This window comes from Luteipulveratus flavus, from assembly GCF_029439465.1.
Taxonomy (GTDB): domain Bacteria; phylum Actinomycetota; class Actinomycetes; order Actinomycetales; family Dermatophilaceae; genus Luteipulveratus; species Luteipulveratus flavus.
Map to the genome: position 1 here is coordinate 94,800 of NZ_JAROAV010000037.1, position 12,724 is coordinate 107,523.

Genomic DNA, 12,724 nt, shown 5'->3' on the forward strand with positions numbered 1-12,724 from the left:
GCCCGCGACCCTTGCCTTGGAGTGCACTCCAGGGCATAACGTCCGAGGTATGACCATTCGACTCGGCTACCAGATCCCGAACTTCACCTACCCGGGCGAGCCGCAGGCGATCTTCCCGACCGTCGCCGCTCAGGCTCGCGAGGCCGAGGCCGCCGGCTTCGACACGGTCCTCGTGATGGACCACTTCTACCAGCTGCCCGGGATCGGCTCCCCGGACGAGCCGATGCTGGAGGCGTACACCACTCTCGGCGCGCTCGCCTCCAGCACCGAGAACATCCAGCTGTCGGCGCTCGTCACCGGCAACACCTACCGCAACCCCGCGATGCTGGCGAAGACGGTCACGACCCTGGACGTCGTCTCCGGCGGCCGGGCGATCCTCGGCATCGGCGCCGGCTGGTACGAGCTCGAGCACGAGCAGATGGGGTATGAGTTCGGCACCTTCACCGACCGGTTCGAGCGGCTCGGCGAGGCGCTGCAGATCATCGAGCCGATGCTGCGCGGCGAGCGGCCGACGCTCGACGGCGACAGGTACACCGTCTCCGGCGCGATGAACGAGCCGCGCCTCCGCGACAGCCTGCCGATCATGCTCGGCGGGTCGGGTGAGAAGAAGACGTTCCGGCTGGCGGCGCAGTACGCCGACCACCTCAACCTCATCTGCGCCGTCGAGGACATCCCGCGCAAGCTGGAGGCGATCGACGCCCGCTGCTCCGACGTCGGCCGCGACCGCTCCACGCTGGAGGTGAGCTACCTGGCGTCGGTGTTCGTGGACGAGTCCACGCACAAGGCGCGCGAGATCCAGGAGACGCACGCCCGCAAGCTCGGCCAGGACCCCGCGGACCTGCGCGAGAACCGCCGCCAGATCGTCGGCTCCCCCGACGAGGTCGCCGGGCAGATCAAGGAGACGATCCTGGACGCCGGGGTCGACGGCGTCATCATCAACCTCATCGGCAACGGGCACGTGCCCGGAGTCGTCGCCATGGCGGGTGAGGCGCTCTCGCCTCTCGTGCACTGACCTGGGGGTTAGGGTCACCGGGTGGAGCCGTTCGACGCGCTGAGACGGATCGCGTTCCTGCTGGAGCGATCTCGGGCGGGCACGTACCGCGTGAAGGCGTTCCGCCAGGCCGCCGACACCGTACGGACGACTCCGCGCGAGGAGCTGGAGCAGCGCGCGGTGGACGGCACGCTGACCACGCTGCCGGGCATCGGGAAGTCCACCGAGGCGGTGGTCCGGGAGGCACTGGCGGGCGAGACACCCGCGTACCTCGCCGATCTCGAGGAGAAGTGGGACCGGCCGCTGGTCGAGGGCGGCGACGAGCACCGCGCGGCGCTCAAGGGCGACTGTCACTGCCACTCGGACTGGAGCGACGGCGGGTCGCCGATCCCCGAGATGGTCACGACGGCCATGGAGCTCGGGCACGACTACCTCGTCCTGACTGACCACTCCCCGCGTCTGCGAGTAGCCAACGGTCTTTCCGCAGAACGTCTTTCGCAGCAGCTGAACGTCATCGACCAGATCAACGCGCACCTCGACGGCGAGTTCACCCTCCTCAAGGGCATCGAGGTGGACATCCTGGACGACGGCGCCCTCGACCAGAAGGACGAGATGCTCGGCCGCCTCGACCTGCGCGTCGCGTCGGTCCACTCCAAGCTCCGGATGGGGCCGGATGCGATGACGCGGCGGATGGTCACCGCGGTCGGCAACCCGTTCACCAACGTCCTGGGCCACTGCACCGGCCGGCTGGTCCAGGGCGAGCGGGGGACGCGGCCGCAGTCGACGTTCGACGCCGAGAAGGTCTTCCAGGCGTGCGTCGACCATGACACGGCGGTCGAGATCAACTCCCGGCCCGAGCGCAGCGACCCACCGGACGAGCTCATCACCCTGGCCCTGGACATGGGTTGCCTGTTCTCCATCGACAGCGACGCTCATGCGCCCGGCCAGCTGGACTTCCAGCAGTACGGCTGCGAGCGCGCCGAGCGGCTGGGCGTGCCGATCGACCGCATCGTCAACACCTGGGACCGCGAGCGCCTGCTCGACTGGGCCCGACCCGCCTGATCAAGGCAGGGCGACTGATGGCGGGCACGCGCGCAGGGCACGTGCTACAAATCGTCGAAGATGGAAGTTTGAAGGATCACTCGTCGGATGCTGCGCTTGTCGGCAAACGGCACAATCCGATCAGCGGTAGGTTCGACTTCTTCGCCCGAATCCGCTTGAGATAAATCCTCTGGTTGAACCTTCGTGCGCTTTAGGTCAACGTATGTTCCGTAGTCTAACGCGTAAATATTATAGCGCTGGCCCGGGTTTTCCTTGTCGCTATAACCTCGCGATATTAGGTGCAAGAGTCTCAAGTCGAACAACGATTGGACCATTGGATGGTCGGCGTCCTCACGTCGAAGCATGAACATCTTTGTCTGGCGTCCCCCAATGACATCCGTTATGATTCGCTGAAGTGCCTCGCGTTGCGCAGCAGAGAGAACGGTCGACTTATCGGTCTCGTACCAGTCTCGCGCCGCTTCCTCTACAGAGTAGAGGTCGATCTTCTGGCGACCCGAATTTTTGGCTTTGAAGAATGCCGATGCAAAAATTCCAAGAAAATCTCGCACAACACCTTCTCCGGCACGTACGAGCTCGACAAATGTTTGCTTTTCTGTAAATAGCCTAGTGCGAAACGACACTGCGTCCTTCGCACCATACTGAATGAGCGATCCGTGCGGCATACCAGGTACAACGTGTTTATACAGTACCTCTTGAAAAATCTCAGTGACCCGGTCCGGGTTCCTCTCGTAGACATAGTAATCGTCCAAGTCCAAGTTCGCGGTAATATCTGGGCCGAGTTCAAAGCCAATCGGGTTCCCCTCGGACAGATTGAGGGTGAATCTTGATCTGTACTCGAGAGACCCAATCTTGACCGTGACGCGGGTGCTGGGGAAGAAGGATCGCTTAATGAACTCCGCAACGAACGGCTGCATGTCGACCGGAAGCGACGTCCACTCGTCAATGACGAGCACCAGATGATTTATACCTAGGGCCTCTAGCGTCCGGTCGACCATCTGATAGGTTTCACTAAAAACGACCGACTCGCGCAGTGCCTCCGTGTATTCCACACCTGTAGACGTGGATACCTTTCGCCGATCAGACGTCTTTGCGCCAACCTCTGGGCCAACTGCGCTGATTTTACCGTGAAGTTCGAGGCCCACTTCCGCTTCGTGATCCGTCCTCGCCTTTACGTCTCGAGCAGTGACTTCAGCAGTCTTTCGCAGGATAAAGTCCGCAAATTCGCTGACCTCCTGCATTCCGCGACCGTCCCGGTCCGGATCTGTTGCTAGATCCAGAAGGCGCGCCTGCACAAGTGAGAGCAGATCTTTGAAGACAGCGACGCACCTCTCGGCGGGGTGCCGGGACTCGTCTTGGAATAGGTGGGCGCTGCCCAAAAGCCTCACGTCAAGGTATATTAATTCAGTCGCCGCTTCCCCCTCTAGTTCCCCGCCGAGAACTTGCAGAACGTGGGTCTTCCCCGTCCCACGGCGTCCATAGACGATCTGGTTGGAGAAGTTCATGACCTGGGGAAGCACGCCAGTCTCAACATAAGTCTCTTTCAACTGCTTCAGATCGGGCTGCCGCTCCGATCTCGGCACGATGTTGCTAACTGCACGCGCGAGACTAGGGTCATCGATCAGGTTTTCAGACAAAGCCGTATTCCCCCATGTTCCAATTACTGTGTGCCGCTCCACCCGCAACCTCCGCGACCCGCGCTACGCTGCCATTATGTGGTCCTCCGGTGCAACCATCCCAGGGCGCAGGCATGGTCGCAACGCTGTCGCGCAAGCTTGTCGGAGGTGGTGGCCAGACCGAGATGACAAGCACACCCCCGGCCAGCTGGACTTCCAGCAGTACGGCTGCGAGCGCGCCGAGCGGCTGGGCGTGCCGATCGACCGCATCGTCAACACCTGGGACCGCGAGCGCCTGCTCGACTGGGCCCGACCCGCGTAGTGCGCCCCCGCGCGGGCGAGGTCCTGCACTTCTCCGAGGATCCGACGATCACGCGCTTCACGCCACACGTCGCCGCCACCGCGCAGCAGCCCGAGGCGTACGTGTGGGCGGTCGACGCTCACCGTGCACCCGACTACTGGTTCCCACGCGACTGCCCGCGCGCCATGGCCTGGGTGACGAGCAGCAGCACGGAGGCCGACCGCGCCCTCGTCCTGGGCCCCGGTGGCGGCGACCGGGTGCACGCCATCGAGTACGCGTGGCTCGAGCGGGTGCGCACCGCCGAGCTGTACGCGTATCGCCTGGCTGCAGAGCACTTCTCGCCGTTCGGTACGCCCTCGCCGCACGCCGTCGTGTCGACGGTGCCGGTGGAACCTCTGGCGCCGCCCGACCGCGTCGGCGACCTGCTCGACCTGCACGCCGAGGCCGGGATCCAGCTGCGGGTCCTGCCGAACCTCTGGGACTTCTGGGACTTCGTGACCGAGAGCACGCTGGACTTCAGCGGGATCCGCTTGCGTCACGCGCTGGCCAGGAATTCGTGAGCACGGGCGCAACCCGTCGGGAAGGATCAGCAGCATGAGCTATCCGGAACCCATCTACGACGGCGAGCACGGCGAGAAGAGCGCCTGGGTGCGCCTCGGCGACGCGACGCCCGACCTGACCTACACCAGCGGCGGAACGGTCGACTACCTCGCCAGAGGAGAGCAGACCGCCGGCCAGTTCGGCTTGTACCGGTGGAACTTCGGCACGACGGTCAGCGGTCCGGGCGCTCACTTCCACCGGACGATGTCCGAGTCGTTCTTCATCCTGTCGGGGCGGGTGAAGATCTTCGACGGCACCGAGTGGGGCGAGCGGACGGCCGGCGACTTCGTCCACGTCCCGGCCGGTGGTGTGCATGGCTTCCGCAACGAGTCCGGCGAAGCGGCCTCGATGCTGCTGCTGTTCGCGCCGGGTGCGCCGCGCGAGCCGTACTTCGAGACCTTGAAGCAGGTCGGCGAGGGGCTGACGATGAGCGACGAGGAGCGCGAGGCGTTCTACCTGGCGCACGACAACCACTGGGTCTGACGGCACCGCGCAAAGGGCCGAAAACCGCGGATCGGCGGGGTCCCCGGGGCCGTTTTGGCGGATCGGTGAACCTACCCCTATGCTTACCGAGTCCTCGACGGATCCGAGCTGCTGCTTGGCGGAGCGGGACCTGGCAAGGACAGGTCCCCATCGTCTAGCGGCCTAGGACCCCGCCCTTTCACGGCGGTAGCACGGGTTCGAATCCCGTTGGGGATACGTAGTACTTTGCAGCATCCTCTTCACGAGGCCCCGTAGCGCAGTTGGTTAGCGCGCCGCCCTGTCACGGCGGAGGTCGCCGGTTCGAGCCCGGTCGGGGTCGCCAGTACGTTAGTACGACTACCTGGCCAGGTAGCTCAGTTGGTAGAGCGAGCGACTGAAAATCGCTAGGTCGGCGGTTCGACCCCGTCCCTGGCCACCAGGCTCACGAAGGCCGCGACCCGATCCGGGTCGCGGCCTTCGCCGTACCCGGGCCACCGAGCGGCCCAGCCGCCGGCAGGCGTCGGAATAAGAACGGTTCTCATTTCCTTGTACGGGGTGAACCCGCTCCGAGGAGGACACGATGACCCGCCCCACCGACGTCCGACCGAAGATCACCCTCCGCTCCACCGCGGGCACGGGCTTCGGCTATGTCACCAAGAAGAACCGGCGCAACGACCCCGACCGGATGGCGCTGCGCAAGTACGACCCCGTCGTGGGTCGCCACGTGGAGTTCCGCGAGGAGCGCTGAGCGCCCCGCCGACCCCACCCCCTGACCCGCACGACCCTTGCCGAAAGCGAGCTGGTGAGCATGCAGCAGAACCTCCACCCCGACTACCACCCCGTCGTGTTCCGCGACGCCGCAGCGGACTTCGCCTTCCTCACCCGGTCGACCGCCACGAGCAGCGCGACCATCGAGTGGGAGGACGGCAACACCTACCCCGTCGTCAACGTCGAGGTCTCCAGCGCGAGCCACCCGTTCTACACGGGCCAGACCCGCGTGATGGACACCGCGGGCCGCGTCGAGCGGTTCAACCGTCGCTACCAGCGCGGTGGCAGCACGTCCTGACGTTCGCCTGAGCGTCACACTGGCGTTGCCCGGCACGGTCCGGGCAACGCCAGTGTCGTGTCGTGACCACTCGACGACTCCCCCGAGCCCTCGCCGCCACCGTCGCCCTGCTCGCCTCCCTCGCGCTGGCGTCCCCGTCGTACGCCGCCGACGAGCACCTGCCGCTCGGTGACGCCGACCTGCCCGAGTCGCGGACGACGCGCACGCTCGCCGACGGAGTGACGCTCACCTCGATCACTCGCGGCAGCGAGCCGGCCGACCCGTCGCAGATCGACACGACGACGCGCGGCCCGTGGAACGTCAAGGTCCTCACCATCGACCCCGACGTCGCGAAGGGCCGACTGACCGCGACGTACGGACCCGACATCGCCCGTGCGGAGACGACGACCGATCTGGTGCGCGACGCGAAGGCCATGATCGGCGTGAACGCCTCCTTCTTCACCTTCACCGCGAACCCGACCTACCCCGGTGACCCGGTCGGGCTCGGCGTCTACCGCGGTGTCCTGCACAGTGAGCCCAGCAGCGACAAGGCGGAGAACGACCTGGTCGTGGACGGCTCGACCGGTCGGATGCTGATCGGTCGGACCACCTGGAGCGGCGACGTCACCAACCGCTCCGGTGCACGGATCGGCCTCGAGTCGGTCGACCACCCACCCGTGGTCCCGACGTCCTGCGCCGCCCTGCCCGACCAGACCCAGTGCGCCGCGGACGGCGACACCACTCTGTTCACCGACGCGTTCGGCGCATCCACCCCGAGCGGAGCGGGCGTCGAGGTCGTCCTGGACCGGCGCGGCTGCGTCGTCCGGACGACCACTGCCCGGGGCACCACCCTGACCACGGGCCAGTCGAGCATCCAGGCGACCGGATCGGACACCGCCGACCTGCTGCGCGTCGCGCCGAAGGGGTGCGTCGAGGTCCGCAGCACGCTGCGGGACGAGAGCGGCCGACGGGTCCGGCTGTCCGACCACGTCTCCGGGGTCAACGGGCGCTACCGGCTCACCCGGGACGGGCAGGTCGTCGTACCCGCCGGCACGGGCTCCTTCTTCGCTCGCAACCCGCGCACCATCGCCGGCCGTACCGCCGACGGACGGATCGTCCTGGCCGTCATCGACGGCCGGCAGACGACATCGGTCGGTACGACCATGGACGAGACCGCGGCCGTCGCCCACAGCCTCGGCCTGGTCGACTCGCTCAACCTGGACGGCGGCGGCTCCTCGACCATGTCGACGCCCTCAGGTCCGCTGAACCACCCGAGCGGCACAGGCGAGCGGCTGGTCGGCGACGCCCTGGTCTGGCAGCCGAGCCGCTGAGCGGGCTACACCTACGCCGACCCCGCGTCCACCCACGCCTCGTCGGTCAGCAGCAGGTCTGCGCGACCGTGCGTCGCCGCGCGGACCCAGCCCCGAGCGGCCTCGAGCTCCTCAGGACGGACGCCGACGAGGACAGTCGCCCGTGAGGCGTACGCGGTGTCCCGGACGACCACGCCACGGCTCCGCAGCTCGTGCTCGACCCGTCCGGCGTCGGCGTGGTCCACCTCGACCTCGCCGAGCAGCAGCAGCTCACGGGTGACCAGCGTCGCGCTCTCGAGGGCGAGCCGCGCCGCGTCGGAGTACGCCCGGACGAGCCCACCGGCGCCCAGAAGTGTGCCGCCGAACCAGCGCGTGACGACCGCGACGACGTCGGTCAGCTCCCGGCCGCGCAGCACGTCCAGGACCGGCATCCCCGCCGTCCCGGACGGCTCGCCGTCGTCGGAGGAGCGCTGCACGCCACGATCGGGCCCGAGCACGAACGCCGAGACGTGGTGCCGGGCGTCCCAGTGCTGCGTACGGGCGCGGTCCACGACCGCTCGGGCGGCGGCCTCGTCGGCGGCGTGCTCGACACGGCACAGGAACCGCGAGCGCTTGGCCTCGATCTCGGCCTCGGCGTGGCCGCGCACGGTGAGGTAGGTGCGGGCGGTCACGCCCTCGAGCGTAGGGCGACGCGACAGCGGGAGGGCGAGCGCGTCAGAATGGCGCGCGTGCGCCGACTCGTCCCCGCCCTCCTGCTCGCCGTCGTGACGTTGACCACTGCGGCCGGGGGGCCGGCCTCCGCGCTCGCGGCCGCCACGGGCACCGGCACAGGGACATCCGGTCCCGCCCTCACGACGCAGCGCGCGACCACGTCCTCGACGACGACCACCGACCCCGGCCCCCTGCCGGACAAGCGCGTCGGCACGGACGACACGGCCAACCATCCGGTGCTCGTGATCGGTGGCGCGGCGGTCGCACTCGTGCTCATCGGCGGTGGCGCTGTGGTCGCTCGACGACGGCTGCGCGACGACGAGTTCTGATCGTTCGCCGGAACCGCGGGCCTCTCTCACGGCAACATCTCATGAACGGTATGGCAGTGAGCGAAACGGCCTCTGCCTGAGGTACCGTTTGACACACGACATGACCGAGGATCCCCAAGGGCCTCCGGGCATGCCTGTCGTCGCGTGCGACCTCAGGTGTCCGGCCGCCCTGGGCAAACACAGAGGGGGTCACGCCATGGGGCGCGGCCGGGCCAAAGCCAAGCAGACGAAGGTAGCGCGGGAGCTGAAGTACTTCTCCCCCGATACCGACCTGAGCGCACTGGAGCGCGAGCTCCGTGCGTCCAACTCCTCACCTGAGGCCGAGCAGGCTTCTGCGGAGGATGATCAGGACGACGACGACTACGGCGACTACGAGAAGTGGGCGGCCGGCGACCGGTGAACCGGTCGCACGTCATCTCTTCGGCTTGACGTCTACGTCGGGGGTCTGCGACCTCAGATCTTCGGGTGTGTCCCGACCATCTGGCAGGCCCCCGCGTCGACGCCTTTGGCACCACTGACGATCTCGCCGTACGCCGGGTCACCCGCGGCCAGGTCGGACACCTCACCGAGAACCCACGTCGGGATGCTCGCGCTCTGGCACACCTCGATCGCCAGGTCCACCTGGTCGGCGGGCAGGACCGCGCAGAAGCCGACGCCCATGTTGAGGGTGCGTTCCAGGTCCGACTGCGGAACCCGACCCAGCTCCTGCACCAGACCGAAGATCGGCGCCGGCGTCCACGTCGACCGGTCCACCTTGGCCAGGACACCCTGCGGCAGCACCCGGGCGAGGTTCGCGGCGAGTCCGCCGCCGGTCACGTGCGAGAGCGCGTGCAGGTCGATGCCGTCGGTCCGGATCAGGCGCAGCAGATCCGCGGAGTAGACCCGGGTCGGCTCCAGCAGCTCCTCCCCGAGGGTGCGCCCGAGCTCCGGGACGTCCCGGTCGAGCTCCCAGCCGGCAGCGGCGAAGACCCGTCGCACCAGCGAGTAGCCGTTGGAGTGCAGGCCGCTCGATCCGAGGCCGAGGACCACGTCGCCGACCTGGACCCGCTCCGGCGTGAGCAGGTCGGCCCGCTCGACCACACCGGTCGCGGCACCGGCCACGTCGTACTCATCAGGCTCCAGCAGGCCGGGGTGCTCGGCGGTCTCGCCGCCGATCAGCGCGACGCCCGCCTGCTCGCAGGCCGCCGCGATGCCGGACACGATCGCCGCCACCCGCTCGGGCACGACCTTGCCGGTGGCGATGTAGTCGGTCATGTACAGCGGCTCGGCGCCGCAGCAGACGATGTCGTCCACGACCATGCCGACCAGGTCGAAACCGATCGTGTCGTGCCGGTCCATCGCCTGGGCGACCGCCACCTTGGTGCCGACGCCGTCGGTCGAGGTCGCGAGGACGGGGTGGGCGAGCCGGGCGATCGCCGAGGCGTCGAACAGCCCGGCGAAACCACCGAGACCGCCCAGCACCTCGGGTCGCTGCGCGCGCCGGACCGACTCCTTCATCAGCTCGACGGCCTTGTCACCCGCCTCGACGTCGACCCCGGCGGTGGCGTACGTGATCGGCTGGCTCATCGAGGTTCCTTCGTGGCGGGTCACGGGTGGAGCAGGGAGTTCTCGGCGCCTCCGGCGACGCCCACGGACACGCCCTCGGCGTCCTGGGACCGCTCGTGCGCAGGCACGCGGTCCTGCGGTCGGTGCTCGATCGAGGCGTCGTGGCCGGTGCGTACCTCGATCGGCAGCGTCTCCAGGACGTGCTTGCCGACGTGGCCGTCCTCCGGCAGCTCGATCGGGTAGGTGCCCGTGAAGCAGGCGCTGCACAGCTGGGAGGCGGGCTGACCGGTCGCGCCGATCATGCCCTCCTCGGAGATGTAGCCGAGGGAGTCGGCTCCGATCGAGGCGCGGATCTCCTCGACCGCGAGGCCGGTCGCGATCAGCTCGGCGCGGGTGGCGAAGTCGATCCCGTAGAAGCACGGCCACTGCACGGGCGGGCTGGAGATGCGCACGTGCACCTCGGCGGCACCGGCCTCCCGCAGCATCCGCACCTGGGCGCGCTGGGTGTTGCCGCGCACGATCGAGTCGTCGATGACGACCAGCCGCTTGCCCTTGATGGTGTGCTCGAGGGGGTTCAGCTTGAGCCGGATGCCCAGCTGCCGCAGCGTCTGGCTCGGCTGGATGAACGTCCGTCCGACGTAGGCGTTCTTGACGAAGCCCTGGCCGAACGGGATGCCGGACTCCTGCGCGTACCCGGTCGCGGCCGGCACGCCCGACTCGGGCACGCCGATGACCAGGTCGGCCTCGACCGGGTGCTCCTGCGCGAGGCGGCGGCCCATGTCGACGCGCGCCTCGTGCACCACCCGGCCGTTGATCACCGCGTCCGGGCGAGCCAGGTAGACGTACTCGAAGACGCAGCCCTTGGGCTGCGGCTCGGCGAAGTGGTGGCTGCGCAGGCCGTCCTCGTCGATGACGATCATCTCGCCGGGCTCGATCTCGCGGATCACGCTCGCGCCGACCGTCTGCAGCGCGGCCGTCTCGGACGCCACCACCCAGCCGCGCTCGAGCCGACCGAGGGCGAGCGGACGGACGCCGTACGGGTCGCGGGCGGCGTACAGGGTCTTCTCGTCCATGAAGACGAAGCAGAACGCGCCCCGCAGCCGCGGCAGGACGTCGAGGGCGGCCTCCTCCAGGCTCTGCTGCGGGTTGGCCGCGAGGAGCGTGGTGACCAGCGCCGTGTCGGAGGTGTTGCCGCGGGCGAGCTCGCCCTTGCTGGCCCGGCCGCCGAGGCGCTCCTTGACCAGGTCGCTCAGCTCGACGGTGTTGACCAGGTTGCCGTTGTGCGCGAGGGCGACCGTGCCGCGCTCACTGCCGCCGAGGGTCGGCTGGGCGTTCTCCCAGGTGCTGCCACCGGTCGTGGAGTAGCGCGTGTGCCCGATCGCGACGTGCCCGCGCAGCGAGCCCAGGCTCGACTCGTCGAAGACCTGGCTGACCAGGCCCATGTCCTTGTAGACGAGGATGCTCTGCCCGTCGCTCGTCGCGATGCCGGCCGACTCCTGACCACGGTGCTGCAACGCGTACAGCCCGAAGTAGGTGAGCTTGGAGACCTCCTCACCGGGAGCCCAGACACCGAAGACCCCGCAGGCGTCCTGCGGGCCCTTCTCACCAGGAATCAGATCGTGCGAGAGACGTCCGTCACCAGCCACGCCCATCAGTGTTTCATGTCCGTTCACCGCCAACGGACGCGCGGTGCCTCAGCGCAGGGTGCGGCGGTCCAGCAGAATCGCGATCACACCGGCGAGCAGCACGCCGAGACCGCCGAAGACGACGGCGAGGAAGCCCATCGCGGTGGCGCCGGAGTAGGTGCCTCCCTCGCCGCGCGAGCCGACCCACAGGCCGAGCAGGACGCCGATCACCCCGCCCGTGATCATGATGCGAGCGAAGTTGGGCGTACGGCGGACGCGGCGCAGCTGCGGCCGCGGCTCGGAACCGGGCGGGACGTCATCGGGCACCTCTCCACGGTAACCGTCGCCGCGTGGCGGACCCCGCTCGGCCACATCGTGGCGCCAGTGGTGCGCCGTCGTACCGCTGCGTAGGGTTCGGGGTCATGAAGTGGGTCTGGCTCCTCGTTGTCCTCGTCGCGCTCGCCGTCATCGCGTGGTGGTTCATCCGTGACCCGCAGCGCTCGCGGGGCGGCTCGGTGGGCATCCACGGCGTCGACGCCAAGGACAAGATCGGTCGTACGCCCGAGTCCGATGCCGGCACCGGCGCGACTGCCGCGTCCGAGACCCGGACCGCGGGTACGGCGGCTGCGGCGACGACGAAGGCGGCGCCCGAGAGCGCCGAGGCCAAGCCCGAGCCCGCGGCCGACGCCGAGCAAGGGGCTTCTGCTGCCGAGGTCGAGCCCGCGCAGCAGGAGGACGCGGCCCCGGTCGCCCAGACCGAGCCCGCGGCTGCCGACGACTGGGACGCCGCCCCGCCGGCGCTGGACGACAGTGCTCCGGCCGCCGAGGCGAAGCCGAAGGCGGCGGAGAAGGCGGGGACGCCGGCAGGCGCCGACGACTGGGACGCAGCGCCCCCTGCCCTGGACGAGCGCGCCCCCGCGGCCAAGGCCGACGAGAAGGCCACGGCTGCTCCCGCGGCCGGCGGAGACGACTGGGACGCACCACCACCCGCCCTGGACGACAGCGCCCCCGCAGCCAAGACCGAAGAGAAGGCCGCGCCGGCCAAGGTCGAAGAGAAGGCCAAGCCGGCGCCTGCCGCCGGTGGCGACGACTGGGACGCACCACCACCCGCCCTGGACGACAGCGCCCCC

At 68.7% G+C, this 12,724-nt stretch carries 14 protein-coding genes, 3 tRNA genes and 1 pseudogene; 13 read left to right on the forward strand and 5 right to left on the reverse strand.

Features of this window, described 5'->3' with window-relative positions; all coding sequences use genetic code 11:
- The first annotated feature begins 49 nt into the window (after window positions 1-49).
- Together P4R38_RS15355 and P4R38_RS15360 are read left to right on the forward strand one after the other, a co-directional pair.
- On the forward strand, window positions 50-1,012 hold the full coding sequence (locus P4R38_RS15355) for an LLM class F420-dependent oxidoreductase (RefSeq protein ID WP_277192938.1): 963 nt from the start codon (window positions 50-52) through the stop codon (window positions 1,010-1,012).
- 21 nt (window positions 1,013-1,033) lie between these two features.
- Window positions 1,034-2,053: a PHP domain-containing protein gene (locus P4R38_RS15360; RefSeq protein WP_277192939.1), complete on the forward strand. Its 1,020-nt coding sequence runs from the start codon at window positions 1,034-1,036 to the stop codon at window positions 2,051-2,053.
- Between the two features lie 44 nt (window positions 2,054-2,097).
- Here the strand turns inward: P4R38_RS15360 and P4R38_RS15365 are convergent, their stop codons facing one another.
- Complete coding sequence (locus P4R38_RS15365; protein WP_277192940.1) at window positions 2,098-3,729, reverse strand: hypothetical protein; 1,632 nt, start codon at window positions 3,727-3,729, stop codon at window positions 2,098-2,100.
- 258 nt (window positions 3,730-3,987) lie between these two features.
- On the opposite strand from P4R38_RS15365, the gene P4R38_RS15375 reads away from it, so the two are divergent.
- The 8 genes from P4R38_RS15375 (at window position 3,988) to P4R38_RS15410 (ending at window position 7,405) form a co-directional block, all read left to right on the forward strand.
- Complete coding sequence (locus P4R38_RS15375) at window positions 3,988-4,527, forward strand: DUF6886 family protein (protein WP_277192941.1); 540 nt, start codon at window positions 3,988-3,990, stop codon at window positions 4,525-4,527.
- Window positions 4,528-4,561: 34 nt separating this feature from the next.
- On the forward strand, window positions 4,562-5,050 hold the full coding sequence (locus tag P4R38_RS15380) for a cupin domain-containing protein (RefSeq protein ID WP_277192942.1): 489 nt from the start codon (window positions 4,562-4,564) through the stop codon (window positions 5,048-5,050).
- 143 nt (window positions 5,051-5,193) lie between these two features.
- Window positions 5,194-5,266: transfer RNA gene (locus tag P4R38_RS15385), tRNA-Glu, on the forward strand.
- A gap of 29 nt (window positions 5,267-5,295) precedes the next feature.
- Window positions 5,296-5,372 (forward strand) — tRNA-Asp (locus P4R38_RS15390).
- A 20-nt stretch (window positions 5,373-5,392) separates the two neighbouring features.
- Window positions 5,393-5,468 (forward strand) — tRNA-Phe (locus tag P4R38_RS15395).
- 141 nt (window positions 5,469-5,609) lie between these two features.
- On the forward strand, window positions 5,610-5,777 hold the full coding sequence (gene rpmG, locus P4R38_RS15400) for a 50S ribosomal protein L33 (RefSeq protein WP_277192943.1): 168 nt from the start codon (window positions 5,610-5,612) through the stop codon (window positions 5,775-5,777).
- 60 nt (window positions 5,778-5,837) lie between these two features.
- The gene (locus P4R38_RS15405; RefSeq protein WP_277192944.1) at window positions 5,838-6,095 is read left to right on the forward strand and encodes a type B 50S ribosomal protein L31; all 258 of its coding nucleotides are present in this window, start codon (window positions 5,838-5,840) and stop codon (window positions 6,093-6,095) included.
- Between the two features lie 62 nt (window positions 6,096-6,157).
- A complete protein-coding gene (locus P4R38_RS15410; RefSeq protein WP_277192945.1) occupies window positions 6,158-7,405 on the forward strand; it encodes a phosphodiester glycosidase family protein in 1,248 nt (415 codons plus the stop codon).
- Between the two features lie 11 nt (window positions 7,406-7,416).
- Here P4R38_RS15410 and P4R38_RS15415 read toward each other — a convergent pair whose 3' ends face one another.
- Entirely contained in the window at window positions 7,417-8,055 is a 639-nt protein-coding gene (locus P4R38_RS15415; RefSeq protein ID WP_277192946.1) for a YigZ family protein, read from the reverse strand.
- 57 nt (window positions 8,056-8,112) lie between these two features.
- Between P4R38_RS15415 and P4R38_RS15420 the strand changes: the two genes are divergently transcribed.
- A complete protein-coding gene (locus tag P4R38_RS15420) occupies window positions 8,113-8,424 on the forward strand; it encodes a hypothetical protein (RefSeq protein WP_277192947.1) in 312 nt (103 codons plus the stop codon).
- 196 nt (window positions 8,425-8,620) lie between these two features.
- Entirely contained in the window at window positions 8,621-8,824 is a 204-nt protein-coding gene (locus tag P4R38_RS15425; protein ID WP_277192951.1) for a DUF3073 domain-containing protein, read from the forward strand.
- A gap of 53 nt (window positions 8,825-8,877) precedes the next feature.
- Here the strand turns inward: P4R38_RS15425 and purM are convergent, their stop codons facing one another.
- The 3 genes from purM to P4R38_RS15440 are packed head-to-tail and all read right to left on the reverse strand — an operon-like array spanning window position 8,878 to window position 11,921.
- Window positions 8,878-9,990 (reverse strand): phosphoribosylformylglycinamidine cyclo-ligase, encoded by a 1,113-nt coding sequence (gene purM, locus P4R38_RS15430; protein WP_277192948.1) that lies wholly within the window; start codon window positions 9,988-9,990, stop codon window positions 8,878-8,880.
- 20 nt (window positions 9,991-10,010) lie between these two features.
- The gene (gene purF / locus P4R38_RS15435; protein WP_277192949.1) at window positions 10,011-11,621 is read right to left on the reverse strand and encodes an amidophosphoribosyltransferase; all 1,611 of its coding nucleotides are present in this window, start codon (window positions 11,619-11,621) and stop codon (window positions 10,011-10,013) included.
- 42 nt (window positions 11,622-11,663) lie between these two features.
- Window positions 11,664-11,921 (reverse strand): hypothetical protein, encoded by a 258-nt coding sequence (locus tag P4R38_RS15440; protein ID WP_277192950.1) that lies wholly within the window; start codon window positions 11,919-11,921, stop codon window positions 11,664-11,666.
- 95 nt (window positions 11,922-12,016) lie between these two features.
- Between P4R38_RS15440 and P4R38_RS15445 the strand changes: the two are divergent.
- Window positions 12,017-12,724: pseudogene (locus tag P4R38_RS15445) on the forward strand (hypothetical protein); the annotation flags it as partial.

Excerpts from the sequence above, each read along its gene's own strand:
- P4R38_RS15425 (WP_277192951.1), top strand. The coding sequence starts at position 8,621 with ATGGGGCGCGGCCGGGCCAAAGCCAAGCAGACGAAGGTAGCGCGGGAG.
- purM (WP_277192948.1), bottom strand. The coding sequence starts at position 9,990 with ATGAGCCAGCCGATCACGTACGCCACCGCCGGGGTCGACGTCGAGGCG.
- P4R38_RS15380 (WP_277192942.1), top strand. The coding sequence starts at position 4,562 with ATGAGCTATCCGGAACCCATCTACGACGGCGAGCACGGCGAGAAGAGC.
- purF (WP_277192949.1), bottom strand. The coding sequence starts at position 11,621 with ATGGGCGTGGCTGGTGACGGACGTCTCTCGCACGATCTGATTCCTGGT.
- P4R38_RS15355 (WP_277192938.1), top strand. The coding sequence starts at position 50 with ATGACCATTCGACTCGGCTACCAGATCCCGAACTTCACCTACCCGGGC.
- P4R38_RS15405 (WP_277192944.1), top strand. The coding sequence starts at position 5,838 with ATGCAGCAGAACCTCCACCCCGACTACCACCCCGTCGTGTTCCGCGAC.
- rpmG (WP_277192943.1), top strand. The coding sequence starts at position 5,610 with ATGACCCGCCCCACCGACGTCCGACCGAAGATCACCCTCCGCTCCACC.